This window comes from Streptomyces sp. SID13726 (genome assembly GCF_010548375.1).
Taxonomy (GTDB): Bacteria; Actinomycetota; Actinomycetes; order Streptomycetales; family Streptomycetaceae; genus Streptomyces.
In genome coordinates, this window is sequence record NZ_JAAGLY010000003.1 from 240,617 (window position 1) to 264,947 (window position 24,331).

The window sequence follows — 24,331 nt, forward strand, 5'->3', positions numbered from 1 at the left end:
CTTTCGGCGCTTTCACCGCGGACGGACTGCCTGCTGGACCGGGACACTGACATGCGCTTCAGCCCCGGGACAAGAAGGGGAAATACCTCGGTTACGAAATACTTTCGCGATGAGAGGAGATGAGAGGCAGGGCACGGGCGGCGATCTCGCCCACGGCTCTCAGTGATCCACCGATCAGGCGGCACCGCACCGCTCAAGGCCACACGCCCGGGTGGACCTGGCCCTGGGCCCGGTCGGCGTGGCGTGGCGAGGCGTGACCGCGACACCGGGTCGGCGCCTGAGGACGGTCAGTCCGGGCCCGGGCCGAGCATGCGGCGGGAGAGTTCGGCGAACTGGTTCAGCTCGGGCATGGTCCGGTGTCTGCTGTAGGCGAGGGCGACCATGCGCGGGGCGACGCCCTCAAGGGTCAGGTAGGCGACATCGTCACGGCGGTAGAAGCCGGCCATGCCCGCCGGCATGACGTAGCAGCCGGTACCGGAGGCGACACCCTCCAGGCACTCCTCGATCGTCACCGGAAACCGTCCGGCGTGCGGCTGCGGCGCGAGGGGTTCGCGCGGCAGCCGCCCACGCCATTCGGGGACGTCCTGCGGATGCTGCAACAGGGTCACGTCCCGCAGGTCCTCCACGTGCACGGCTTTGGACTCCGCGAGCGGATGCGTGCTCGACAGCGCCACCACGCGGGGCTCAGGGAAGAGCGGGACCACCTCGAACATGCCTTCAGGCAGCGGCAGTCGGACGTAGCAGACGTCGACCCGACCGTCGATCAGGAAGTCGACCTGGTCGCTGATCGAGGTGTGCACGACCTCGATGTCGAGTTGCGGTGCCATCGTGGCGAACTCCCGCACGATGGGGGTGACGACGATGCCGGGCATGAAGCCGATGGCGAAGTGGTTCAGCTCCCGGTTCGCCGTCCGCACCCGCTGCTGCACCCCCTGGGACATCGCCAGCAAGGGCCGGGCGTCCTCCAGCAACTGGTGTCCCGCCCGCGTCAGTACGGTGCCCTGTCGGTCCCGCAGGAAGAGGACCACGTCCAGATCCTCCTCCAGCGCCCGGATCTGGCGGCTCAGCGCCGGCTGGGTCATGTAGAGACGGCTCGCCGCCCGCACGAAGCTGCACTCCTCGGCCACGGCCACGAAGTAACGCACCCGGCGCATGTCGAGGTCCATGCGGCTCATGCTAGCCACGCCGTCAGGGAGCGACGTCCCGGTTGCGCAGGCTCAGCGCGTACGCGGCTTGCCGGGCCCGCATCAATTCACCGAGAGGGCGATGCTCCTTCGCCGCGATCCAAGGATTGAAGCTGCTCTTCTCGACGGTCCGGGCGAACGCCTCGTCCGGTGCCTGCCGGGGAACCCGCAGCCGCCCCACGGTAAGCCACGGCGCGTCCCAGGGAACCGACGAGTCCTCGATCGGCGTACGGTTCTCGTCCTCGAAGAACTGGGCCTGGAAGAGGAACTCCAGGTCGCCTTCCACGAGTCGCCCATAGATGTCGGCTGCCAGATCCTTACGCGCGCCCTTGTTCACCGCCGTCGACGCGGCGCACAGTTTCAGGCGGGCCGCGTAGTCCCCGAACGTGACCGGCATGATGCTGAAGAACTCATGGGTGGCGAATCCACTGAACGGCTTCGCCATGTCCCGGAAGTTCGCGACTGCGCCGCGTACCATCCGTGGCTTCGTCGCGGCCTTGCGGAGAGCGGCGCCGGGCGCGCTCGTGGAGAGGTCGACGATCTCGACGACGTCCGCGCTGCCGCTGACCTTCAGGGTCTCCTGACTGACGAAAGTGAAGTTCTGCTCGACATCCGTGGACGACGGCGTCGAGGCCCCGAGCACCTTGACCGCGAACCCTCGGATGTCAGGAGCCCGGTCGACGGAGAAGTTCCCGTTGGACAGCCGGACATGCGCCTCGTAAACAGTGGGAAAGGCGAAGATCCCCTGCCTCGCACAGTCGGGAATCCCCTCCTCCACCACCAGGGCCGCCCTCAGAGCGGCCACTTGCTTACGGTGCAGCGCCCTGCCATGGCCCTGCTTCTTCAGGCGCTGACGCTGCAATTCACTGAACACGTGCACCTGTTCGGCGTGTTGGGCGTCCTCACCCGGCAGGATCACTTCGCGCCACTGAGTGCTCGGCATGTTCTTGGACCTCTTCAATATTCAGGACCTCCGCGGGACGGAGGGCGTCTACTGAGCAACACCGATGCCGATATCGCGGACCGTCACAGGAATCTCAGGATTGTCCGGACCTCTTCGCTATCCGCGTCACCGTCTCCCGCAGAGCATTCCGGCCGACGACATGTCCCGCCAATGCCGATCGCCCGAGCCGTCATGCCGATCGGGCATGGCGGCAGCACAGTGCGGGCGAGCGGGAGCCACCGGTCACGTCTCACATGGCGGTCACGTGGTCACCCACCCGAACGACCCCGGCCTCCAGCACATCCAGATACACACCGGGACACGAAACCGGCGCCCCTCCGATACGCCCCCGTCACCCCCGGCACAGCAACGCCGTCCACAGATCGAGGCGATCGGTGAGCCGGGACAGGTCACGGCCCGTGAAGTGCTCCACGCGCTGGATGCGGTAGTGGACGGTGTTGACGTGCAGGTGCAGCGCCTGAGCGGTGCGGGCCCAGGAGCCGTCGCAGGCGAGGAAGGTCCGCAGGGTGTCCAGCAGCGGGGCGGCGGTGGCGCTGCCGGCGTCGAGGAGCGGGCCGAGGACGGTACGGCTGTAGGCGGTGCGTACCTCCACCGGCACCCCGCTCAGCAGGGCGTCGAGACTGGTGAGCCCGGCCACGTCGGTGAGGAGCGAGGCGTCGGGTGCCGTACCCCTGGCGGAGACCAGGGCGTAGCGGGCCTCGGCCAGCGCGCCGGCGAGGTCTCCCGGGCCGGCGGCCGGTGCTCCGGTGCCGCCGTGCAGTCGTACGGTCGACTCGCCCCCGGCGACCAGCGGCCACACCTCGGCGAGGGCCGGATCGCCGGGGAGGACGGCGAACGCGGTGCCGTCCGGGAGGCGCCCCACCGCCGCCGGGCCCCCGACGTGGGCGACGGCTTCCGCCAACGCGCCTTCCGCCAGACCCTCGCGGTCGGCGCCCGTGTCGGCGGCGATCACGCGGAACGGCCCCTCGCCGGACGGCAGTCCGCAGGCTCGCAGCGCGGACGCCACGGCGGTGTCCTCCGTACCGGCCCGGACGAGCAGCGCCCCGAGTTCGTCCGCCGCCTGCCGGTCGGCGGCCCGGCGCCGGGCCTGTGCCGACTGGCAGCGGCCCAGGATCGCGGCGACCTCGTGCAGCATGCGGGGCGGGGCGATGTCCGGGTCGGGCAGGTAGAGGTGCCAGCGTTCGTACGGTGTCGTGGCGGCGTCCGCGTCGACCGGGACCGTCAGTCCGCTGCCGTCGGCCAGTACCGCCAGCGCGTCGGAGGGGGACAGCGCGGGCGTGCCCTCCGTCGCCGCGACCGTACGGCCGGTGGCGGACAGGACGTGGGCGACGGCCGCCCGTCCCAGGTGGGCGAAGGCGGCGGCGAGGATCGCCTCCGGTCCGGCGTCCTGCGCGGCGAGCCGGCTCAGCCGGGCGCGGGCGTTCTCGGGCAGCGCGTGCCGTCGGCTCAGCTCCCGCCACTGCTGGAAGTAGACGGTGTCGGTGACGGCCCGGAACATCACATGGGCCGGGACGGCCGCGACCGGGATGCCGTGCCGTACACACGCCTCGATCAGGTCGTCGGGGACCTCGCCGTGCGTCTCCTCGCCGGCCAGCAGCACGGCGGCGTCCGCGCCGCGCAGCCCCGCCACGAACCGCTCCGCCCTGGCCTGACCCTCCTCCGGCGTCCACCACACCAGCCCGCTGAGCACGACCTCTCCCGGGCGTACGAACCGGGCGGGGTCCTCCAGGTCCGTGACCGTGACCCCGCTGATCTCCCGTTCCAGCAGCGTGTCCTCGGCCCACAACAGGCGCAGGCCGAGGGTCTCGTCCCTCATGAGGTGTTCGACGTGCATGTGCTCCGGCTCCTCGTACGACCGCCGGATCCGGCCATCCACCATCCGTCACTCAGCGAAACCGCATCCACCAGGTGAATACGGCTTCAGGCATGGTAAGTGCCAGATCAAACAAGTGAAACGCCTCTTGGTTGATCCTCCATTGGCGACGCCGGAAAAGTCGGCGTTTCCGTACTGTGAACCAGTCGTCCCGGGCCTGTTCGCGTTGCTTCACTGACGCCCATGGACCTGAACACGGTGACGGAGACACGGGACGCCCGGGACCCCGCGCCCTGGCGGCCGGGCGACGCCTGGCTGGGCGGCGGCACCTATCTCTTCTCCGAGCCGCAGCCGCACCTGCGCCGCCTGGTGGACCTGAGCCGCACCGGCTGGACCCCGGTCGAGACGCACCGGGACGGCTCGCTTGAGATCGCCGCCACCTGCACCATCGCCCAGCTGTCCCGCTTCGCCAAGACCCTCGACGCGCGGGCGGCTCCGCTGTTCGAGCAGTGCTGCCGGGCCTTCCTGGCCTCCTTCAAGATCTGGAACATGGCCACGGTGGGCGGCAACCTCTGCAACGCCCTCCCGGCCGGCCCGATGATCTCCCTCGCCGCCGCACTGGACGGCGAGTGCCTGCTCCAGGCCCAGGACGGTGTACGACGCCGTGTCGAGGTCGCCGACTTCATCACCGGCGCGGGCCGCAAGGACCTCGCCGAGGGCGAGCTGCTGCGGTCCGTCACCCTGCCCGCCCCGGCCCTGTCGTGCCGTACGGCGTTCCGGCAGGCGTCGCTCTACGGGCTCGGCCGTTCCGGAGTGCTGGTCATCGGCGCGCTGGACCCCGTCGACGGCTCGCTCGCGATCACGGTGACCGCCTCGACGGTCCGCCCGGTCCGGCTGTGGTTCGCCCTGCCGCCCGGCGCGGACGCACTGCGGACGGCGCTCGGCTCGGCCGTCGCCGACGACGAGTGGTTCGACGACATCCACGGGCTGCCCGAGTGGCGGCGCCACATGACGTACCGGTACGCGGAGGAGATCCGCCAGGAGGTGACCCGATGAGGGTCGAGGTCAACGGACGCTCCCACGAGCAGGAGCCCCGTCCGGGCCAGTGCCTGCGCACCTACCTGCGCGAGCGGGGCTGGTTCGGCGTGAAGAAGGGCTGCGACGCCGGGGACTGCGGCGCCTGCACCGTCCACGTGGACGGCGAACCGGTGCACAGCTGTCTGTACCCGGCCTTCCGCGCCGACGGCCGCACGGTCACCACGGTCGAGGGCCTGGCCTCCCCCGACGGCGAACTCCACCCAGTCCAGCGGAAGTTCCTCGACGCGCAGGGCTTCCAGTGCGGATTCTGCACGGCCGGCTACCTGATGACCACGGTCGCCCTCGACGAGGACCAACTCACCGACCTGCCCAGGGCGTTCAAGGGCAACCTGTGCCGCTGCACCGGCTACCGCGCCATCGAGGACGCGGTCCGCGGGGTCCGCCACGTCGAGACCCCGGACGCCGGCGAGTCGGTGGGCCGCAACCTCCCCGCACCGGCAGGGCCGCAGGTCGTCACCGGTACCGCGCGCTACACCTTCGACGTCGACGTCCCCGGCCTGCTCCACATGAAGCTGCTGCGCTCCCCGCACGCCCACGCCCGCATCACCGCGATCGACACTGCTGCGGCCCTCCAAGTCCCCGGGGTGCAGGCCGTGTTCACTCATCTCGACGCCCCGGAACGGCATTTCTCCACCGCCCGCCACGAGCACCCCGAGGAGGACCCGGACGACACCCGTGTCCTCGACGACACGGTCCGCCACATCGGCCAGCGGGTCGCGGCCGTCGTGGCGGACACCGAGGCGGCGGCCGAAGAGGGGTGCCGACGCGTCGAGGTGACGTACGACGTCCTGCCCGCCGTGCTCGACCCGGAGGAGGCGATGCGGCCGGGCGCACCGGTCGTGCACGACAAGGACCCTGCCGTCGCCCGGATCTCCCGTCCGCGCGACAACGTGGTGGGCGAGGCGCACGGCGAGATCGGCGACGTGGAGGCGGGCTTCGCGGAGGCCGACGCCGTGTACGAGGAGACCTTCCGCACGCAGCGGGTCCAGCACGCGAGCCTGGAGACGCACGGTGCGGTGGCGTGGTTCGACGAGGACAACCGCCTGACGGTACACACGAGTTCACAGACCCCGTTCCTGACCCGCCGTGCCCTGTGCGCCCTGTACGACCTCCCGCTGGAGAAGGTGCGCGTGGTCGCGGGCCGCGTCGGTGGCGGGTTCGGCGGCAAGCAGGAGATGCTGGTCGAGGACATCGTGGCGCTGGCCGTGCTGAGGCTGCGGCGGCCGGTGAAGCTGGAGTACACGCGCGCCGAGCAGTTCTACGGTGCCACCACCCGGCACCCCTTCACGATCCGGGTGAAGGCGGGCGCCCGCCGCGACGGCACGCTGACCGCGCTCCAGCTGCGCGTCGTGTCGAACACGGGCGCCTACGGCAACCACGGACCGGCGGTGATGTTCCACAGCGTCGGCGAGTCGATGGCCGTCTACCGCGCCGCGCACAAGAAGGTCGACGCCTACTCGGTCTACACCCACACCGTCCCGGCGGGCGCCTTCCGGGGCTACGGCCTCGGCCAGGTGATGTTCGCCGTCGAGTCGGCCTTCGACGAACTCGCCCGCCAACTGGGCCTGGATCCACTGGACTTCAAGGCCCGCAACGTCATCGGTCCGGGCGGGACGATGCTGACACCCGGCGGTCACGAGGAGGACCTGCACATCGCTAGCTACGGCCTCGACCAGTGCGTCGGCATCGTGCGCGCCGCTCAGGCGCGGTACGCGGACGAACCCGCCCCGGAGGGCTGGCTGGTGGGCGAGGGAACGGCCCTCGCGATGATCGCGACGGGTCCGCCGGGTGGTCACATCGCCGACGCGCGCGCCGCCCTGCTCCCCGACGGAAGCTTCGATCTCGCGGTCGGCACGGCCGAGTTCGGCAACGGCACCACCACCGTGCACCAGCAGATCGCCGCCGGTGAACTCGCCACCACCGTCGAGCGGATCACCGTCCGCCAGTCCGACACGGATGTCGTACGGCATGACACGGGCGCCTTCGCCTCCACCGGCACCGTCGTCGCGGGCAAGGCCACCCTGCGCGCCTCCCGCGCCCTGGCCGACCTGCTCCTCGACTTCGCCGCCGCCCACCTGCGCGTCCCGCGCGCCGACTGCCGGCTCGCGGAGGAGGCCGTACTGCACCCGGGCGGACGCCTGACGCTGAAGGATCTGTACGGCGCCGCCCGCGCGGTCGGTGTCGAGTGCGCCGCCGACGGGCACTTCGGCGGCACTCCGCGGTCGGTGGCCTTCAACGCCCAGTGGTTCAAGGTGGCCGTCGACCCCGGCACCGGTGAGATCCGCGTCCTGCGCAGCGTGCACGCCGCCGACGCGGGCAGGGTCATGAACCCGATGCAGTGCCGGGGCCAGGTCGAGGGAGGGGTCGCCCAGGCGCTCGGCGCGACCCTCTTCGAGAACGTCCGCGTCGACGAGCGCGGCGAGGTGGAGACGGCGGCCTTCCGCCGCTACCGGCTCCCCCAGTACGCCGACGTCCCCCGCACCGAGGTCCACTTCATGGAGACCACGGACGCCATCGGCCCCCTCGGCGCCAAGTCGATGAGCGAGAGCCCCTTCAACCCGGTCGCCCCCGCCTTCGCCAACGCCCTGCGCGACGCGACGGGCGTCCGCTTCACCGAACTCCCGCTGACCCGGGACCGGGTGTGGCTCGGGCTGCGGGACCACGGCGTACGGTGATCGCCCGCCCGGGGTGCGGACCGGGCGGCTACTCGTACCGGTACTTCAGCGAGTCCGACTCCGCCTGCTCGATGTCGGCGATCGTCAGCTCCGGCATCCGCAGCTGGGCCAGCGTCACCTCGGCCGACGTCGGCTGGGCGTCCGTCGGCAGCCACTGCTCCGGCTTCCAGGCCCCGCTGCGCAGCAGGGACTTGGGGCAGTGCGGATAGACCTCCTCGATCCCCACCACCAGCGCGCTGGCCGGCGGTTTCCCCACGGGGGTCAGCTGCGAAAGGAGCTCCTGATCGGTGGAGACACAGGCCCGGCCGTTCACCCTGAGCGTCGTGGTACGCCCCGGGATCACGAACAGCAGCCCGGCCCGGCCGGTGGCCATGACGTTCTGGAGAGTGTCCAGCCGCTTGTTGCCGGTCGCGTCCGGTATCGCCACCGTCCGTGAGTCCAGCACGGCCACGAATCCGGCGGGGCCGCCGCGCGGGGAGACATCACAGTTGCCCTCGGCGTCCGCGCTGGCCACCAGCACCAGCGACGAACAGCCGATCAACCGCCGGGTCTCCTCGGTGAGTTCGGTCATCTGCTTGCGTACGGCCGCGTCGCCGGGCAGGGCGTACACCTGGCGCAGCTCCTCCTGGTCGCGTACGGCGTCGAGACGGAGCAGGTCGAAGGCACTGCCGACAAGGGGAAGCGTCATGCACCCGACCCTAGTAGCTCGGCCTTGACAACGTCCGCGCCTGAACGCCGAGTTCGTCCAGCCTCTACGCCGGGTCTCTCACGGGCCAGGGCCGAGCCGGTGCCGCGCCTGTGGAACTCGGGCAACACCCCCAGCGGGCCGAGGACTTGCACGGCGCCGGTTCGACGCACCGCAGGTGTCACGGCCACAGTCGGTGCCGTTGCCAGGCGGTGTCGCGGTCGGGGCGTTCGTAGCGCAGCCGGTGGTGCAGGCGCCCCTTGTCCGCCTGCCAGAACTCGACCCGGCCCGGGACCAGGGTGTAGAGCGTCCACTCGGGGCTGACCAGTTCGGGCTCGGCCTCGATGCGGGCCAGTGCCGTACGGAACACACGGTCGCGTTCCTCGGGGCTCTCCAGGGGTTCGCTCTGGCGGCCCAGCAGTACTTCGGCGCGCGCGGAGGGCGCGCGGGCCAGGAGATCCGCGGCGCTCTGTTCGGGGGACGCTGGCTCGACAGCGCCCCGCACCCTGACCTGTCGGCCCAGGCGCGGCCAGTAGAAGGTGAGCGCGGCTCGCGGCCGGTCGGCGAGTTGGCGGCCCTTGGGGCTGCCGGCGTGCGCCGCGAACTGCCAGCCGTCGCCGTCCACGTTCTTGAGGATGAGCACCCGGGCGTCCGGGCCGCCGTCCTCGCCGACCGTGGAGAGGGTCATGGCGTGCGCGTCGGGCACACCTGCGGCGACGGCCTCCCGCAGCCAGTCGAGGAACAGTTCGACCGGGTCGGCCGGGGCGCCGGCCGGGTCGAACTCCGCCAGCGGTCCCGCGAACACTTCGAGGCCGCGCAGCCACTCCCGCACGCTCGTCGGCTGCTCGTTCATGCGCTCCGGACCTGCCCTTCAGCAATGTCTCGCGGGTCGTTCGGATGCCGGCCGGTGCCGGAGGAGTTGAGATGGTGGACGAGCCGATCGGACATGGTGCGGGGTTTCCTTCCGGAAGGGGGATCAAACCGTGCGGGCGATGCCGGTGGCCAGCCGAAGGCTTTCCCGCACCGCGTGCGGGATGTCGACGACCGGGAACAGCGCGTGCCGTACGGTCCGTTCGGCGTCGACGACCAGGATCAGCCGTTTGTGTCGGAGCCGGCCGGCACCGCTGAAGGTCGGCAGGCGCAGGGCTGCGGCGAAGCGGTGGTCGGCGTCGGAGAGGAGCGGGTGAGGCACCTTCTCCGCACGCGCGAACTCCTCCTGCTCGTAGGCGAGTTGGGTACTGATTCCGCGTACGGCCACGCCCGCCCGCCGGAACTCCGGCCAGGCGTCTCCGAAGAGCCGGTTCTCCAGGGTGCAGCCCGCGGCGCCCGGGATCGTGCCCCAGTCGATGCCCGTGCCGGGATAGGTGAACAGCACGGTCGCGGCGGCCTCCGGTGGGACGACGGGCCCGTCCGCTCCGGGGAGTTGGAGGTCTCCGGGGACACGGCTGCCGACCAGGGTGTGCACGCGGGCGTGCTCGGCGCCGTCCGGGTCGGCGGTTGCGGTGAGGCCGCCGTCGCCGAGCACCCACCGGTCGCCCCAGTCCTGCATGGCGACCAGCACGGGCACGAGTGCGGCGCCGGAGTCGGTGAGCAGATACTCGTAGCGCACCGGACGCCGCTGATAGAGGCCGCGCCGCAGCACCCCGCTCGCGACGAGCCGGCCGAGCCGCTCGGTGAGCACCTTGCGGGACAGGCCGATCTCGGCGGCCAGCGCGTCGAAGCGGACGTGTCCGCGGGCGATCTCGCGCAGCACCAGTACGTTCCACCAGTCTCCCAGGACCGTGGCGGCCTGCGCGATGCCGCAGTTCTCGTCGGCGTTGTGCATCCTCATGGACCCATAGTAGGTTCCCTTTCGGAACTCACTTTGTTTCCGAATGGAACTTAGCGCGCCCGTGACCGCACGGGCCCAGCGTGAGGAGTGCACCGTGACCGCCATCAGCCGGGTCGTCGCTCGGGAGATCATCGACAGCCGGGGCAACCCGACGGTCGAGGTCGACGTGGAACTCAAGGACGGCTCGCTCGGCCGCGCGGCCGTACCGTCCGGCGCCTCCACCGGGGCGCGCGAGGCCGTCGAACTGCGCGACGGCGATCCGGCCCGCTTCCACGGCAAGGGAGTCCGGCGGGCCGTGGACGCCGTGAACGAGACCGTCGCGGACGCCGTGACCGGCCTCGACGCCGAGGACCAGACGACCGTCGACCTGACCATGATCGAGCTGGACGGCACCGACACCAAGTCGCGGCTCGGCGCGAACGCGCTGCTCGGCGTCTCCCTGGCCACCGCCAAGGCCGCCGCGGCCTCCCACCGCCTCCCGTTGTACCGCTACGTCGGCGGAGTCGACGCCCGCCTGCTGCCCGTACCGATGATGAACATCGTCAACGGCGGTGCGCACGCCGACAATCCGCTGGACTTCCAGGAGTTCATGATCGCCCCGATCGGGGCGGCCACCTTCGCCGAGGCGGTCCGCATGGGCTCGGAGGTCTTCCACACCCTGCGCCGCTCCCTGCTCGACGCCGGCCACAGCGTGAACGTCGGCGACGAGGGCGGTTTCGCCCCCGACCTGCGCACCGCCGAGGAGGCCCTGGACTTCGTCGTACGGGCCATCGAGCAGACCGGCTACAAGCCCGGCACCGACATCACCCTCGTCATGGATCCGGCCACGTCGGAGTTCTTCCGCGACGGCGTGTACGACTACACGGGCGAGGGCGTCCGCCGTACTCCGGCCCAACACGCCGACTACCTCTCGGAGTTGGTCGACCGCTACCCCGTCGCCTCGATCGAGGACCCGATGGCGGAGGACGACCACGACGGCTGGCGCGACCTGACCGCCCGCCTCGGCGACCGCTGCCAGCTCACCGGCGACGACGTCTTCTGCACGAACGAGACGCTGTTGCGGGCCGGTATCCGCGACGGCATCGCCAACTCCGTGCTGGTGAAGGTCAACCAGATCGGCACCCTGACGGAGACCCTGGCCACGGTGTCCACCGCCCACCGCGCCGGCTACACCGTCGTGATGTCCCACCGCTCGGGCGAGACCGAGGACACCACGATCGCCGACCTCGCCGTGGCGACCGGCTGCGGCCAGATCAAAACGGGGTCACTGTCCCGCGCCGACCGCACCGCGAAGTACAACCAACTCGTACGCATCGAGGAGGAGCTGGGCAGCCAGGCCCGCTACGCCGGACGCGAGGCGCTGGGGCTGCGCCGCTGACCCGACGGCTTCCGGCGCGGTCACTCGCGGGCCCTCGGACAGGGCCCGCAGACGGCGGGCGGACTCCGGCTCACCGGCCGCCGCGGACCGGCCGACGGAGGTGGGGGTGCCGGTGCGCTCGCCGCTCCCGTCGGGGCCGACGCAGCTCGCGACCGGCAAGCCCGGCACCGAGGCGAGATCCACGACGACCTCGCCCACCACCGCGACGGCGCCGCCCACCACCACGCCGTACCCCGCTCGCACATCGAGGTCTAGGGGTGTCGTTCGGATCAGTCCGGCGTCGCGAGGTCTGGCACGCCCTCCCCCACAGCCTCAAAGGCGCGGGGGGGACCCCCAGCAGCGTTGTCGTCACTCGCCGACTCCCCCACGCTCGAAGCAACCTCGCGCGGGAGGGGCCCCCATCGCGTCACCCGTCGCGGCAGCGGCTCATCGACACAACACCTCCGCCTCGCAGCCGCACGCACCAGCCCCCGCTCGGCTCCGCCAGGACGCACCGCTCCTCACACCCGGCCTGATCCAAACGACACCCCCTGGCCACAGGCCTCCGGCTCGGCGACGCCGGTTCCCCGCGACGGCCGCCCGCGCTGGGTCACCGGTCCCGGTTGTGGCGGCGGATGCCGGCGGCCACGTCGTTCTGTTCGGTTTCCCACCAGGGACGTACCCGGTCGGGGTCGGGAGTGGTGCCGGGTTCGGCGTCCGGTGCGGGGGCGAGTTCGGCGTCCAGTCTTCGGTCGAGGGCCGCGGCCTGGACGCGTTCGGCGCGCGCCCACTGGAACAGGATCGCCAGCAGGAAGGGCAGGGCGACCAGTTCGGCGATGCCGAGCATGGCGCCCCCGCCGATCTGCTGGTCGTGGCGGACGTCCGGCGACCAGGCGGGGGCGTGGTGGAGATACCAGGCGCCCGCGATCAGGGTGCCGTGCGTCATGACGACGATCCCGGGGACCGCGTCGACGACGCCGTCGAGGAAGACCAGCGCCGCCCGCACCGGGTGCGTGCACCAGGACGGCAGGGTCTCCTCCCGGGTCAGCACCGGCACGACGAACAGACAGCCGGCCACCAGCAGGTGCAGGTACATCAACTCGTGCAGCCAGCCCACCCGCAGGGCAGTGGCGAAGTACGGCGTGAAGTACACCGTCAGCTCGGTGGCCAGCACCAGCACGGTACTGACCAGCGGAAACGTCAGGGCCCGTACGGCTCCCCCGGTCATGACCCGGCGGACCCGGGCGCCGGCCCGCTCCGGCAGTGCCCCGACGGCCAGCCGCAGCGGATCGCCGAGCGCGAGGCCCAGGGGCACGACCAGGTCGAGCAGGACGTTCTGCACGGCGGCGGGCCAGAACAGCACACGGCCGTAGACGGCGAGGGAGGACATCGTCGCGACGACCAGCCCGCCCAGCCCGAGGAGCACGAAGACCGCGGTCCTGGCGGGTGACCAGGGCTCACCGCGCCGACGGAGCCTGGTCACGCCCCAGCAGTAGAGCGCGCCCAGGGCCAGGGCCAGCACGAGCGCGGGGACGTCCAGGCGCCACGAGGACAGCAGACGGCCCGCGGTCAGCTCCGCGAGCTGACCGGCCGCCACACGGTTCACCACGTGACCTGTCATACGGACCTCCTCTCCCACGCCCCGCTCCGAGTCGAGACGACTCAGTGGCACAGCCGGACGTTATGCCCCGGACCCCGCGGGCCGGACGGCGGGGTGTGTCACGGGGGGGGCGCCGCACGCGGCCTGGCTCTCGAACGGGCCGGGAGAGAGGCCCGGCCGGGACGCCTTCGGCCGGTTGCCGGGCGACCGGACACACACCGGCTCCGCGCTAAAGGGCCTGACGCCCGCTTTACGTCGGTCTGGCACACTGTCCGAACCCCGCTGCCCCGTGCTTCCGGTGACCCCGGTGAAGGAGAAGTCCGCATGTCCGTGGTCGCCAACCTACGCAAAGTCGCGATCCTGGCGCGCCGCGCCCGCCGACGTGTGGACCTCAGCCACCCGGCCCGCTCCCCGCTCGGCTCCAGTGTCGTCAACTGCGTGATCTACCGGGGCGGGGTCCGCCAGGAGGCCTCCCCCACGGTCGAGGAGTCGGTCGCCCGGGTCCGCAAGATGCGCGGCGACGGCTTCCTCTGGCTGGGACTGCACGAACCGAGCGAAACGGAGTTCGCACGGGTCGCCGAGCTGTTCGGCCTGCATCCCCTCGCCGTCGAGGACGCCGTCCACGCCCATCAGCGCCCCAAGGTCGAGCAGTACGGCGACGTTCTGTTCGCGGTCCTCAAGACGGTCACCTACGTCGAGCACGAACAGCTCACCGCCACCAGCGAGGTCGTCGACACCGGCGAGCTCATGGTCTTCACCGGACCCGACTTCGCCATCACCGTCCGGCACGGCAGACACGGCTCCCTCGGTCCCCTCCGCGAGGACCTGGAGGCCGAGCCGGGACAGCTGGCCAAGGGCCCTTCCGCCGTCCTGCACGCGATCGCCGACCATGTCGTCGACGACTACCTCGCGGTCGCCGACGCCGTGCAGGACGACCTCGACGCGGTCGAGACCGACGTCTTCGCCCCGCACAGCGCGAGGAACTCCGATGCCGGCCGCATCTACCAGCTCAAGCGTGAACTCCTCGAACTCAGACGGGCCGTAGTCCCGCTCGGCCGCCCCCTGACCTGGCTCGCCACGGAACCCTGCCCCGCCGTGGCGCCCGGCATACGTCCCTACTTCCGGGACGTCGCCGACCACCTCGCCCGTGTCATCGAGCAGATCAACGCCTTCGACGGCCTCCTCGACTCAATACTCCAGGCCCATCTGGCCCAGGTGACCGTCGCCCAGAACGAGGACATGCGGAAGATCACCGCCTGGGCCGCCGTCATCGCCGTCCCCACCATGGTCTGCGGGGTCTACGGCATGAACTTCGACCACATGCCCGAACTGCGCTGGCGATTCGGCTATCCCACGGTCCTCGCCGTGATCGCGACCGCCTGCTTCCTCATCCACCGCGGCTTCAAGCGCAACGGGTGGCTCTGACCGGCGGTGCGACCACGGACGTCAGCGGGTGAGCCTCGCGCGGGCGCAGGCGCCGCCGCTGGAAGCCACGGACGGATTCCCGGCCTTCCGGCTGCGGATGTCCTCCAGTGACTCGCGGCGGACCAGGAGCCGGGCGAGGCCGTCTCGTACGCCGACCACCGGCAGGCGACCGACCAGGTTGCAGCCGGAGGCCATGGAGAGGTGGTACGCACCGGCCACGGGTACGGCGAGCAGATCGCCGGGGCGTACGTCGCCCGGACCGGGTCACGGTGCTGTCCCGGCCGACCAGGCGAGGGGCGTACCGGACGCCGTACAGCGCCGGGCACGGGTTGTCGCTCATGCCGCCGTCCCCGGCGACGAACAGCTTGCCGCCGGCGCCCTTCTCCGCCAGGCGCACCGCACGGCGGATGAGGGTGCGTCCGTCGGGGCCACCGGTGAGGTTTCCGGGCCGGAAGTAGGTGGAGAGGGGCGCGTCGACCTTGTCCGGCTGGTAGATGTCGGCGTACGCAGCTCCTCCACGTCCTGCCCGCGCTTGGCGTACCGGGATCCGGGCACGTTGGTGTGGGCGAGTTCGTCGACCAGGGCGACGGCGGGCGCGCGCCGCAGTACGGCGTCCACGTCCCTCTCCGTGAACACGGTGTCCCGGTAGTCGATCTCCGCGCGCGGCACCTGTTCGAGGCCGCGCAGCGCGGAGCTCGCCGCGGGCCATGTCACCCTTGTCATCCTTCGAAGCGATAGCCCATGCCCGGCTCGGTGATCAGATACCGGGGGTGCGCGGGGTCCGTCTCCAGCTTCCGGCGCAGCTGGGCCATGTAGACCCGCAGGTAGTTGGTCTTGTTGCGCTGGGACACGCCCCACACCTCCTGGAGCAGGTGCTGCTGGGTGACGAGCCGGCCGGGGTGGGTGATCAGGATCTCCAGCAGATGCCATTCCGTCGGCGTCAGACGTACGTCGTGGCTGCCGCGGACGACCTTCTTGGCGAGCAGGTCGACCGTGAAGTCGGCCGTCTCCACCAGGCTCGTGCCGGGCGCGAGACGGGTCTCCTCGGTACGGCGGACCGCGGCCCGCAGCCGGGCCAGCAGCTCGTCCATGCTGAACGGCTTGGTGACGTAGTCGTCGGCCCCGGCGTCCAGCGCGGCCACCTTCTCGTCGGAGGCCTGACGCGCCGACAGCACCATGACGGGTGCCCGGCTCCAGCCCCTGAGCGCCCTGATCACGTCCACGCCGTCCATGTCGGGCAGTCCGAGGTCCAGGATCACCACGTCGGGCCTGCGGGCGGCCGCCAGCCGCAGCGCGGTGGCCCCGTCGGGGGCCGCGTCGACCTCGTACCGGCGTGCCTGCATGTTGATCACGAGGGCCCGTACGAGCTGCGGGTCGTCCTCCACCACCAGCACCCGGGTCATGGGTGTGCGCCTTCCCTTCGGATACGGCGGCGGGAGCCGGCGGCGCGCACCGCTGTGCCCGCTCGCCGGCTCCCGCTCGGATCGTCGTGTGCCGCCATCAGCTCTTGGCCACAAGTGCCTTGAGGGCGATGTTGAGTTCGAGGACGTTCACCCGCGGCTCCCCGATGAAGCCGAGCGTGCGGCCGTCGGTGTGCGCGTCGACCAGCTTCCGCACCTGGGCGACGGTGAGGCCGTTCCGCTCGGCGACCCGGTGGACCTGGAGGTCGGCGTAGGCCGGGGAGATGTCCGGGTCGAGGCCCGAGCCGGAGGAGGTGATCGCGTCCGCGGGGACCTGGGAGGGGTCGACGGTGTAGCCGGGCACGGAGTTGTCCTTGACGACCTTCGCCTTCGCCTCCTTCACCGCCTTGACGAGGGCAGGGTTGTCGGCGGAGAGGTTGGTCGCGCCCGAAAGGATCAGCTTGTACTGCGTGTTGAGCGAGTTCTCGCCGAGGCCTCCGGCCGGCCGGGACTGGAAGTAGTCCTGGCTGTAGCCCTGTTGGCCGATCAGCGAGGAACCGACGACCTTCCCGTCGTACGAGACCTCCGAGCCGTTCGCCTTGTCGTGGAAGAGGGTCTGGGCGACGCCGGTGACGGCGAGCGGGTAGATGACGCCGGTCACCAGGGTCAGCACCAACAGGGCCCGCAAGCCCGCCCACAGCAACCGGCCTGTGTTGGATACGGAGTTGTTCATGGCGTCAGCCGATCCCGGGGATGAGGGAGATGAGCAGGTCGATGAGTTTGATGCCAACGAAGGGGGCGATCAGTCCGCCGATGCCGTAGACCGTGAGGTTGCGGCGGAGCATCTTGTCGGCGCTGACCGGCCGGTACTGCACGCCCCGCAGGGACAGCGGCACCAGCGCGATGATGATCAGCGCGTTGAAGATGACGGCGGACAGGATCGCGGAGTCCGGTGAGGACAGGCCCATGATGTTGAGCTTGTCCAGGCCGGGGTAGACGGCCGCGAACAGCGCCGGGATGATCGCGAAGTACTTGGCGACGTCGTTGGCGATGGAGAACGTGGTCAACGCACCCCGGGTGATCAGGAGTTGCTTGCCGATCTCGACGATCTCGATCAGCTTGGTCGGGTTGGAGTCGAGGTCGACCATGTTGCCGGCCTCCTTGGCGGCCGACGTGCCGGTGTTCATGGCCACGCCGACGTCCGCCTGCGCGAGCGCGGGGGCGTCGTTGGTGCCGTCTCCGGTCATCGCGACGAGCTTGCCGCCGGCCTGCTCCCGCTTGATGAGGGCCATCTTGTCCTCGGGGGTGGCCTCGGCGAGGAAGTCGTCCACGCCCGCCTCCTCGGCGATCGCCTTGGCCGTCAGCGGGTTGTCACCCGTGATCATGACGGTCTTGATGCCCATCCGGCGCAGCTCGTCGAACCGCTCCCGCATGCCCTCCTTGACGACGTCCTTGAGATGGATGACGCCCAGCACCCGTGCGCCCTCGGCGTCCTCGACGGCGACCAGCAGCGGAGTGCCGCCCTCGCCGGAGATCCGGTCGGTCAACTCCCGGGCGTCGGGGGCGACTTCGCCGCCCTGCTCCTCGACCCACCTGATGACCGAACCGGCGGCGCCCTTGCGGATCTTGCGTCCCTCGACGTCCACACCCGACATCCGGGTCTGCGCGGTGAAGGCGATCCACTCGGCACCGGCCAGCTCCCGCTCGCGCAGCCCGTACCGCTCCTTCGCGAGTACGACGACGGAGCGGCCCTCGGGCGTCTCGTCGGCCAGCGACGACAGCTGGGCCGCGTCGGCGACCTCGACGTCCGTCACCCCGCGCACCGGCACGAAGGTGGCCGCCTGGCGGTTGCCCAGCGTGATGGTGCCGGTCTTGTCGAGCAGCAGGGTCGAGACGTCACCGGCCGCCTCGACCGCCCGGCCGGACATGGCGAGGACGTTGCGCTGGACCAGCCGGTCCATGCCCGCGATGCCGATCGCGGAGAGCAGGGCGCCGATGGTGGTCGGGATCAGGCAGACCAGCAGGGCGACCAGCACGACCATCGTCAGGTGGGTGCCCGCGTAGTCCGCGAAGGGCGGCAGGGTGGCGCAGGCCAGCAGGAAGACGATGGTCAGCGAGGCGAGCAGGATGTTCAGCGCGATCTCGTTGGGCGTCTTCTGCCGGGCCGCGCCCTCGACCAGGTTGATCATCCGGTCGATGAAGGTCTCGCCGGGCTTCGTCGTGATCTTGATGACGATCCGGTCGGAGAGCACCTTGGTGCCGCCGGTGACCGCGCTGCGGTCGCCGCCCGACTCCCGGATGACCGGCGCGGACTCACCGGTGATCGCCGACTCGTCGACGGAGGCGACGCCCTCGACGACGTCTCCGTCGCCGGGGATGACGTCCCCCGCCTCGCAGACGACCAGGTCGCCGATCTTCAGCCCGGTGCCCGGTACCTCGGTGCCGTCCACGAGTCGCGCGACCGTGTCCGTCTTGGCCTTCCTGAGGGTGTCGGCCTGGGCCTTGCCGCGGCCCTCGGCGACCGCCTCCGCGAGGTTGGCGAAGACGACGGTCAGCCACAGCCAGGCGCTGATGGTCCAGCCGAACCAGTCGCCCGGGTCCTTGAAGGAGAACACCGTGGTCAGCACGGACCCGATCCACACCACGAACATCACGGGCGACTTGACCATCACCCGCGGGTCGAGCTTGCGGAAGGCCTCCGGCAGCGATTTGAGGAGCTGCTTGGGATCGAACAGGCCCGCGCCGACACGGCCCTCGGGGGCCTTGTGCCCCGTGGGCGCGTCCTGGTGGGGCGCAAGGGTGGGAGTGGACATCGCGTCCTCGTGGGGTTCGGTACGAGTGGTCATGACGCCAGCCCCTCGGCCAGCGGGCCCAGCGCGAGGGCCGGGAAGTACGTCAGACCGGTGATGATGAGGATCGCGCCCACCAACAGCCCGGTGAACAGCGGCTTCTCGGTGCGCAGGGTGCCCGCGGTCTCCGGCACCGGCTTCTGCTCGGCGAGCGAACCGGCCAGCGCCAGCACGAAGATCATGGGCAGGAAGCGGCCGAGCAGCATCGCGAGCCCGGTCATGGTGTTGTACCAGTCGGTGTTCGCGTTCAGGCCGGCGAAGGCCGAGCCGTTGTTGTTGGCCGCGGAGGTGAAGGCGTACAGCACTTCCGAGAAGCCGTGCGCCCCCGAGTTGAGCATCGAGTGCGGCGGGGTCGGCAGCGCCATGGAGACCGCCGTGAAGACGAGCACCAGCGCGGGCGTGATGAGGATGTAGCAGGCCGCGAGCTTCATCTCCCGGGTGCCGATCTTCTTGCCCAGGTACTCGGGCGTACGGCCGACCATCAGACCGGCGATGAACACCGCGATGACCGCCATGATCAGCATGCCGTAGAGGCCGGAGCCGGTGCCGCCGGGCGCGATCTCGCCCAGCATCATGCCGAGCATGGTGATCCCGCCGCCGAGCCCGGTGAAGGACGAGTGGAAGGAGTCCACGGCACCGGTGGACGTCAATGTCGTCGACACCGCGAAGATCGACGACCCGCCGATCCCGAACCGGACCTCCTTGCCCTCGTACGCCCCTCCTGCGGCCTGGAGCGCCGGGCCGTGGTGGGCGAACTCGGCCCACATCATCAGGGCGACGAAGCCCAGCCAGATGGTGAACATCGTGGCGAGGATCGCGTAGCCCTGCCTGACCGAGCCGACCAGCACACCGAAGGTGCGGGTCAGCGCGAACGGGATGACCAGGATCAGGAAGATCTCGAACAGGTTGGTGAAGGGCGTCGGGTTCTCGAAGGGATGGGCGGAGTTGGCGTTGAAGTAGCCGCCGCCGTTGGTGCCGATCTCCTTGATGGCCTCCTGTGAGGCGACCGCGCCGCCGTTCCACTGCTGCGAGCCGCCCATGAACTGACCCACCTCGTGGATCCCGGAGAAGTTCTGGATCGCCCCGCAGGCGACCAGGATCACCGCGGCGACCACGGACAGCGGCACCAGGATGCGCAGGGTGCCGCGCACCAGGTCGGCCCAGAAGTTGCCCAGTTCACCGGTCCGCGACCGCGCGAACCCGCGCACCAGGGCCACCGCGACGGCCATGCCCACGGCCGCCGAGACGAAGTTCTGCACGGCGAGACCGGCTGTCTGCACGACATGGCCCATGGTCTGTTCGCCGTAGTACGACTGCCAGTTGGTGTTGGTCACGAAGGACACGGCCGTGTCGAACGACTGCGCCGGGTTGACCGAGTCGAAGCCGAGCGAGCCGGGCAGGATGCCCTGGAGCCGCTGGAGCAGGTAGAGGAAGAGGACGCCGGCGGCCGAGAAGGCGAGGATCGCGCGCAGATACGCGGGCCAGGTCATCTCGGTGTCGGGGTTGGCACCGATGGCCCGGTAGGTCCACTTCTCGACCCGCAGGTGCTTGTCGGAGGAGTAGACCCGGGCCATGTGGTTGCCGAGGGGGACGTAGGCGAGAGCCAGCGCGCCGATGAGGGCGACGAGCTGGAGGACGCCGGCGAGTACGGGACCCATACCTAGTCTCAGAACCTCTCCGGGAAGATCAGGGCGAGGACGAGATAGCCCAGCAGGGCGACGGCCACGATCAGGCCGACGATGTTCTCGGCGGTCACAGCTTCGTCACCCCCTTGGCGACGAGAGCCACCAGCGCGAAACCCGCGACGATGGTGACGACGAAGGCCAGATCGGCCATCGTGAACTCCTGGAGTCGAGATTCGATGAACACGGACGATTAGAGGAAAGCGCCTCCGTGGCCGGATCGGATCGCCTGTTGACGGCTCCCTTACGGCCACGCCCGCGGCTTTGACGGGGCTTATACGCCCCCGCATCTACGCCCTCGCTTCTACGCCCGCGCTTCCTGCTGACGGGGAGGCGGGCGTTCCGGGGTCACGGCAGCCGGAAGCGCAGCCGGCAGATCACCGCGTCCGTCTCCCGCCGTACGGCATGTGCCACCACGGCTCCGCGCTGGTTCTGGAGCAGCCGCTGCCACAGCCGCTCCGGCTCCGTCTCCGGGATCAGCACGGTGACCCGCGTGCCCGGCTCGGCGGCGGCGACCTCACGGACGTAGGCGGCGATGGGGCGCCCGAGGCTGCGCCGGTCGGTGGTGAGCCGGACGAGGGGCACGCCCGGGTCCCACCGCGCCCAGGAGCGTTCCAGGGCGTGCAGGCCCGCCCGGTCCTCGGGGTCCGGGTAGCAGACGGTCACGGCGCGGACCTCGTCGCCGAGGGAGGCCGCCGCGGACAGCGCCTCGGAGGTCAGCCGGGACAGCGTGGACACGGGCACGATCACCAGCGAGCGCTCACGGTGCGGCGGCTCCGGCACCCGGCCGAGTCCGAGCCGCTCGCCGATCCGGCCGTAGGCGCGGTGGACGGTCTCGAAGGCGGTCACCAGCAGCGGCAGGGCGATCACTATCAGCCAGGCGCCCTCCTCGAACTTCTCCACCGTCACGACAACGGCCGCGATCCCCGTGAGCAGCGCGCCGAAGCCGTTGAGCAGCGCCTTGCCCCGCCAACCCCGTCCTCGCTCCTGCCGCCAGTGCCGGACCATCCCGACCTGCGCGACGGTGAACCCGACGAAGACGCCGATGGCGAACAGCGGCACCAGCGTGTTGGTGTCGCCGCCGGAGAAGACCAGCAGCGCGGCCGCGACGACGGCCAGGGCCAGCACTCCGTGCCGGTGCACCTGCCGGTCCGCCTTCAGGGCGAACACGTGCGGGGCGTAGTTGTCGCGGGCGAGCAGCTTCAGCAGCACGGGCAGCCCGCCGAAGGACGTGTTGGCCGACAGGGCGAGCAGGATCATCGTCGCGAACTGGATGACGTAGAAAGCCCAGTTGTGGCCGAGCGAGGCGTCCGCGAGCTGGGCGAGGACGGTAACGCCCTCGACCGGCTGGAGGTGGAACCGGCCGATCAGGACGGACAGGCCGATCAGCATCAGGCCCAGGACCGCGCCGAGGGCGACCTCCGCGCGCTGGGCGCGTTTGACGCGCGGGCGCCGGAAGGAGGGCACCGCGTTGGCGATCGCCTCCACTCCGGTGAGCGCGGCACAGCCCGAGGCGAAGGCTTTCAGCAGGAGGAGCGCGCCCACGCTGGTGGCGTTGTCGGCGAGCACGGAGGCGTGGCCGTCCGCGGTCGCGGTGCTCACCGGCGCGGACCGGAACAGGCCGACGGCGACGAGGACGAGGATCGAGCCGACGAACACGATCGTCGGCACGATGAAGGCCTTCGCAGACTCGACGATGCCCCGCAGGTTCACCCCGGTGATCAGCACCAGCACCGCCAGGCACAGCCACAGCCGGTGCTCGTACAGGGACGGGAAGGCGGAGGTCAGCGCGGCGACGCCGGCCGTCACGGCGACGGCGACGTTGAGGACGTAGTCGAGGACCAGCGAGGCCGCCGCCACCAGGCTCGTGCGCGCACCGAGATGTGTCCTGGCGACGGCGTAGGAACCGCCGCCGTCGGGAAAGGCCGCGATCACCTGCCGGTACGACAGCACCAGCACCGCCAGCAGGCTCGCGATGGCCAGCGTGACCGGCATCGTGAAGCCCAGACCGTGGGCGCCCGCGGCGGCCAGGACCAGGACGATCGCCTCGGGCCCGTACGCCACCGACGCCATGGCGTCCAGGGACAGGGCGGCGAGGCCCGTGACGGCGGTGAGACGATGCCGCTCGCCGGTGTCGGGCGGCTCTTCGTCGGCGGGGGTCGCGCCCGGCTCGGTGATCAGGACGGACATCGGTGCGTGCTCCTTGTTCCTGAGGGCCGCGCCCGGGGGCTGGGGGGGGCGCGGTGCACTCAGGGTGTGGCTGTCCCCGGCCGCGGCCGACGGCTCTTGGCGGCTTCTTCGCGCTGACGGGAGCGACTTTGACGTGGCCTTGACGGGTCGGGGCGCGGGTCCGGGCACGGGGCGTGGCACAGGTCGTGGCACGGGCCGGGTGACTGCGGCATCAGGGTCCCGTCAAGAGGGCTGCGCCCCGGCCCGGCCGGTCTCTACGGTCACCGGCATGGCATCCCGCGGCGAAGCGTGCGAAACCGACGGCACGGCGCACGATCTCCGGTGGGCCCGGGACGTGCGGGACTCGGTGCGCTGCGCCGGTGTGCTCCTCGCCCTGCTCCTCCTGTTCGACTGGGGCGCGGGCCGGCTCACGTTCCTGCGCGGCACGCTGTGGACCACCCTGGCGCTGCTGCTCTTCCTGACGCTGTGTCCGGCCCGCGTGCGCGCCGGTGCGGACTGGCTGTCGTCCCGGTCGCTGGTGCGTGAACGCCGGGTCCGCACCGACCTGTTGGTGTCCGTGCGCTGTCTGGAGGGCGTCTCCGAGCGGCTGTTGCTGCGGGACGCCCTCGGCGGGCTGGTGGAGATCCCCACCGACGTGCTGGTGCGCAACCCGCTGCTGTGGCTCCGGGTGGAGGCGGGTGCCAGGAAGTCGGCGGCGGACGGCACCCTGCTGTGCGGCGCGACCGCGTTGCGCCGCCTCGCCGTGCGGGTCGACCGCGAGGCCGCGCGCTCGGTCTTCAGGGCCTCGGGACTCGAGTGAGACCGTCGCCGCTCAGGCCGGGCCCGCCGTGTCCAGTGCCGCGCCGGTCTGGTCGGCCAGGGTCACCGCGACCAGGCGGGCCTGGAGCGGCGGCAGGGGCCCCGGGCCCGGGGAGAGCATGAAGCGGCCGAGGTACCGGCCGTTGCCGTACACCCGCAGCTCGACCTCGTCCTCGGCCCAACCGCCGCTCACACCACCGTCCTTGAGGAGGCGCGCCGGACGTCCCAGCAACGTCCCGTACTCGAAGCGGCAGGCGCGCAGCCCCAGCAGGGCGACGAGTTCGCCCCGGACGTGATCGACCACGGTGTCCGCCGAGTTGGGGGACCGGGCCAGGTCGGCGGTCCGGTGCAGCAGTTCCAGATGGGCGGCGTCCGTGACGGTGACGACCTCCAGCCGCCGTGCCCGGGCGGCCAGTTGGGACACCAGAGCCCCGACGGCCAGCAGCAGCACGGCGGTCTCCAGGTCCGCCGAGGCGGAGATGTCGAAGGTCTCGTACGGCCTGGTCAGGAAGAAGTCGAACCAGGCCGCCGCCGACAGCGCCGCCAGCGCACCCGCCGTACGACTGCCCAGGGCGGCCACCGCCACCACGACCACGACGAGGACGAGCGCCGCGTTCGTGTGGGACAGCCGCGTGCGGACCGGGACGAGAGCCAGGGCCACCAGGAAGGGCGCGAGCAGGCCCGCCGCCAGGGCGATGCCGTCCCTCGACAGCCGGACTCGCGTGCCGTTCGTGCTGTGCGGCATCCGCCAGGTACTGGTTCCGGTGCTCATCGCGCACC

Annotated in this window: 20 protein-coding genes and 2 pseudogenes; 5 read left to right on the forward strand and 17 right to left on the reverse strand. The window is 71.1% G+C overall.

The features are described 5' to 3' along the window. Positions 1 to 287: 287 nt before the first annotated feature. From G3I78_RS08450 to G3I78_RS08460, 3 genes are all read right to left on the reverse strand, one after another. Positions 288 to 1,166 carry a LysR family transcriptional regulator gene (locus G3I78_RS08450; RefSeq protein WP_164422207.1) on the reverse strand — a complete coding sequence of 293 codons (879 nt, stop codon included), beginning with the start codon at positions 1,164 to 1,166 and terminating at the stop codon, positions 288 to 290. A gap of 22 nt (positions 1,167 to 1,188) precedes the next feature. Next, entirely contained in the window at positions 1,189 to 2,127 is a 939-nt protein-coding gene (locus G3I78_RS08455; protein ID WP_203614699.1) for a hypothetical protein, read from the reverse strand. A gap of 352 nt (positions 2,128 to 2,479) precedes the next feature. Beyond that, positions 2,480 to 3,982, reverse strand: coding sequence for a helix-turn-helix domain-containing protein (locus tag G3I78_RS08460; RefSeq protein ID WP_164422208.1), 1,503 nt, complete (start codon positions 3,980 to 3,982; stop codon positions 2,480 to 2,482). 222 nt (positions 3,983 to 4,204) lie between these two features. Between G3I78_RS08460 and G3I78_RS08465 the strand changes: the two genes are divergently transcribed. Next, the gene (locus G3I78_RS08465) at positions 4,205 to 5,017 is read left to right on the forward strand and encodes an FAD binding domain-containing protein (protein ID WP_164422209.1); all 813 of its coding nucleotides are present in this window, start codon (positions 4,205 to 4,207) and stop codon (positions 5,015 to 5,017) included. Continuing rightward, the gene (locus G3I78_RS08470; protein WP_164422210.1) at positions 5,014 to 7,734 is read left to right on the forward strand and encodes a molybdopterin-dependent oxidoreductase; all 2,721 of its coding nucleotides are present in this window, start codon (positions 5,014 to 5,016) and stop codon (positions 7,732 to 7,734) included. The genes G3I78_RS08465 and G3I78_RS08470 overlap by 4 nt, the downstream gene beginning before the upstream one ends. A 28-nt stretch (positions 7,735 to 7,762) precedes the next feature. On the opposite strand, the gene G3I78_RS08475 is transcribed toward G3I78_RS08470, so the two are convergent. The 3 genes from G3I78_RS08475 to G3I78_RS08485 form a co-directional block, all read right to left on the reverse strand. Further along, complete coding sequence (locus G3I78_RS08475; protein ID WP_164422211.1) at positions 7,763 to 8,422, reverse strand: MSMEG_1061 family FMN-dependent PPOX-type flavoprotein; 660 nt, start codon at positions 8,420 to 8,422, stop codon at positions 7,763 to 7,765. A 178-nt stretch (positions 8,423 to 8,600) separates the two neighbouring features. After that, complete coding sequence (locus G3I78_RS08480) at positions 8,601 to 9,272, reverse strand: pyridoxal 5'-phosphate synthase (RefSeq protein WP_164422212.1); 672 nt, start codon at positions 9,270 to 9,272, stop codon at positions 8,601 to 8,603. Between the two features lie 123 nt (positions 9,273 to 9,395). Further along, the gene (locus G3I78_RS08485) at positions 9,396 to 10,250 is read right to left on the reverse strand and encodes a winged helix-turn-helix transcriptional regulator (RefSeq protein WP_164422213.1); all 855 of its coding nucleotides are present in this window, start codon (positions 10,248 to 10,250) and stop codon (positions 9,396 to 9,398) included. Between the two features lie 94 nt (positions 10,251 to 10,344). On the opposite strand from G3I78_RS08485, the gene eno reads away from it, so the two are divergent. Beyond that, on the forward strand, positions 10,345 to 11,628 hold the full coding sequence (gene eno / locus G3I78_RS08490; protein ID WP_164422214.1) for a phosphopyruvate hydratase: 1,284 nt from the start codon (positions 10,345 to 10,347) through the stop codon (positions 11,626 to 11,628). A gap of 33 nt (positions 11,629 to 11,661) precedes the next feature. Here the strand turns inward: eno and G3I78_RS51830 are convergent. Beyond that, a pseudogene (locus G3I78_RS51830) lies at positions 11,662 to 11,787 on the reverse strand (oxidoreductase); the annotation flags it as partial. 430 nt (positions 11,788 to 12,217) lie between these two features. Further along, the gene (locus G3I78_RS08495; protein WP_203614701.1) at positions 12,218 to 13,228 is read right to left on the reverse strand and encodes a cytochrome c oxidase assembly protein; all 1,011 of its coding nucleotides are present in this window, start codon (positions 13,226 to 13,228) and stop codon (positions 12,218 to 12,220) included. Positions 13,229 to 13,531: 303 nt separating this feature from the next. On the opposite strand from G3I78_RS08495, the gene G3I78_RS08500 reads away from it, so the two are divergent. Further along, positions 13,532 to 14,632: a magnesium and cobalt transport protein CorA gene (locus tag G3I78_RS08500; RefSeq protein WP_164422215.1), complete on the forward strand. Its 1,101-nt coding sequence runs from the start codon at positions 13,532 to 13,534 to the stop codon at positions 14,630 to 14,632. A gap of 21 nt (positions 14,633 to 14,653) precedes the next feature. Here G3I78_RS08500 and G3I78_RS51835 read toward each other — a convergent pair whose 3' ends face one another. The 8 genes and pseudogenes from G3I78_RS51835 to G3I78_RS08540 all read right to left on the reverse strand — a co-directional run bounded on the left by G3I78_RS51835 (position 14,654) and on the right by G3I78_RS08540 (position 22,753). Next, on the reverse strand, positions 14,654 to 14,851 hold the full coding sequence (locus tag G3I78_RS51835) for a hypothetical protein (protein ID WP_239157772.1): 198 nt from the start codon (positions 14,849 to 14,851) through the stop codon (positions 14,654 to 14,656). A gap of 115 nt (positions 14,852 to 14,966) precedes the next feature. Further along, positions 14,967 to 15,319: pseudogene (locus G3I78_RS08510) on the reverse strand (hypothetical protein); the annotation flags it as partial. Between the two features lie 32 nt (positions 15,320 to 15,351). Beyond that, complete coding sequence (locus tag G3I78_RS08515; RefSeq protein WP_164422216.1) at positions 15,352 to 16,035, reverse strand: response regulator; 684 nt, start codon at positions 16,033 to 16,035, stop codon at positions 15,352 to 15,354. A gap of 97 nt (positions 16,036 to 16,132) precedes the next feature. Further along, positions 16,133 to 16,765 carry a potassium-transporting ATPase subunit C gene (locus G3I78_RS08520; protein ID WP_164422217.1) on the reverse strand — a complete coding sequence of 211 codons (633 nt, stop codon included), beginning with the start codon at positions 16,763 to 16,765 and terminating at the stop codon, positions 16,133 to 16,135. Between the two features lie 4 nt (positions 16,766 to 16,769). Further along, positions 16,770 to 18,878 (reverse strand): potassium-transporting ATPase subunit KdpB, encoded by a 2,109-nt coding sequence (gene kdpB, locus G3I78_RS08525; protein WP_203614702.1) that lies wholly within the window; start codon positions 18,876 to 18,878, stop codon positions 16,770 to 16,772. Then, the gene (gene kdpA / locus G3I78_RS08530) at positions 18,875 to 20,539 is read right to left on the reverse strand and encodes a potassium-transporting ATPase subunit KdpA (protein WP_164422218.1); all 1,665 of its coding nucleotides are present in this window, start codon (positions 20,537 to 20,539) and stop codon (positions 18,875 to 18,877) included. The genes kdpB and kdpA overlap by 4 nt, the downstream gene beginning before the upstream one ends. An 8-nt stretch (positions 20,540 to 20,547) precedes the next feature. Next, complete coding sequence (gene kdpF, locus G3I78_RS08535; RefSeq protein WP_037659531.1) at positions 20,548 to 20,637, reverse strand: K(+)-transporting ATPase subunit F; 90 nt, start codon at positions 20,635 to 20,637, stop codon at positions 20,548 to 20,550. Positions 20,638 to 20,911: 274 nt separating this feature from the next. Then, entirely contained in the window at positions 20,912 to 22,753 is a 1,842-nt protein-coding gene (locus tag G3I78_RS08540; RefSeq protein WP_164422219.1) for an APC family permease, read from the reverse strand. A gap of 268 nt (positions 22,754 to 23,021) precedes the next feature. Here G3I78_RS08540 and G3I78_RS08545 point away from each other — a divergent pair, with 268 nt between their 5' ends. Then, positions 23,022 to 23,552, forward strand: coding sequence for a hypothetical protein (locus G3I78_RS08545; RefSeq protein ID WP_164422220.1), 531 nt, complete (start codon positions 23,022 to 23,024; stop codon positions 23,550 to 23,552). Between the two features lie 12 nt (positions 23,553 to 23,564). Here G3I78_RS08545 and G3I78_RS08550 read toward each other — a convergent pair whose 3' ends face one another. Then, positions 23,565 to 24,323 carry a DUF4118 domain-containing protein gene (locus G3I78_RS08550; RefSeq protein WP_239157705.1) on the reverse strand — a complete coding sequence of 253 codons (759 nt, stop codon included), beginning with the start codon at positions 24,321 to 24,323 and terminating at the stop codon, positions 23,565 to 23,567. Between the last annotated feature and the right edge of the window lie 8 nt (positions 24,324 to 24,331).

Bases quoted from the DNA above. Each gene is read 5' to 3' on its own strand.
- G3I78_RS08450 (WP_164422207.1), bottom strand. From the start codon at position 1,166: ATGGACCTCGACATGCGCCGGGTGCGTTACTTCGTGGCCGTGGCCGAG.
- G3I78_RS08455 (WP_203614699.1), bottom strand. From the start codon at position 2,127: ATGCCGAGCACTCAGTGGCGCGAAGTGATCCTGCCGGGTGAGGACGCC.
- G3I78_RS08460 (WP_164422208.1), bottom strand. From the start codon at position 3,982: ATGCACGTCGAACACCTCATGAGGGACGAGACCCTCGGCCTGCGCCTG.
- G3I78_RS08465 (WP_164422209.1), top strand. From the start codon at position 4,205: ATGGACCTGAACACGGTGACGGAGACACGGGACGCCCGGGACCCCGCG.
- G3I78_RS08470 (WP_164422210.1), top strand. From the start codon at position 5,014: ATGAGGGTCGAGGTCAACGGACGCTCCCACGAGCAGGAGCCCCGTCCG.
- G3I78_RS08475 (WP_164422211.1), bottom strand. From the start codon at position 8,422: ATGACGCTTCCCCTTGTCGGCAGTGCCTTCGACCTGCTCCGTCTCGAC.
- G3I78_RS08480 (WP_164422212.1), bottom strand. From the start codon at position 9,272: ATGAACGAGCAGCCGACGAGCGTGCGGGAGTGGCTGCGCGGCCTCGAA.
- G3I78_RS08485 (WP_164422213.1), bottom strand. From the start codon at position 10,250: ATGAGGATGCACAACGCCGACGAGAACTGCGGCATCGCGCAGGCCGCC.
- G3I78_RS08495 (WP_203614701.1), bottom strand. From the start codon at position 13,228: ATGACAGGTCACGTGGTGAACCGTGTGGCGGCCGGTCAGCTCGCGGAG.
- G3I78_RS08500 (WP_164422215.1), top strand. From the start codon at position 13,532: ATGTCCGTGGTCGCCAACCTACGCAAAGTCGCGATCCTGGCGCGCCGC.
- G3I78_RS08515 (WP_164422216.1), bottom strand. From the start codon at position 16,035: ATGACCCGGGTGCTGGTGGTGGAGGACGACCCGCAGCTCGTACGGGCC.
- G3I78_RS08520 (WP_164422217.1), bottom strand. From the start codon at position 16,765: ATGAACAACTCCGTATCCAACACAGGCCGGTTGCTGTGGGCGGGCTTG.
- kdpB (WP_203614702.1), bottom strand. From the start codon at position 18,878: ATGACCACTCGTACCGAACCCCACGAGGACGCGATGTCCACTCCCACC.
- kdpA (WP_164422218.1), bottom strand. From the start codon at position 20,539: ATGGGTCCCGTACTCGCCGGCGTCCTCCAGCTCGTCGCCCTCATCGGC.
- G3I78_RS08540 (WP_164422219.1), bottom strand. From the start codon at position 22,753: ATGTCCGTCCTGATCACCGAGCCGGGCGCGACCCCCGCCGACGAAGAG.
- G3I78_RS08545 (WP_164422220.1), top strand. From the start codon at position 23,022: ATGGCATCCCGCGGCGAAGCGTGCGAAACCGACGGCACGGCGCACGAT.
- G3I78_RS08550 (WP_239157705.1), bottom strand. From the start codon at position 24,323: ATGAGCACCGGAACCAGTACCTGGCGGATGCCGCACAGCACGAACGGC.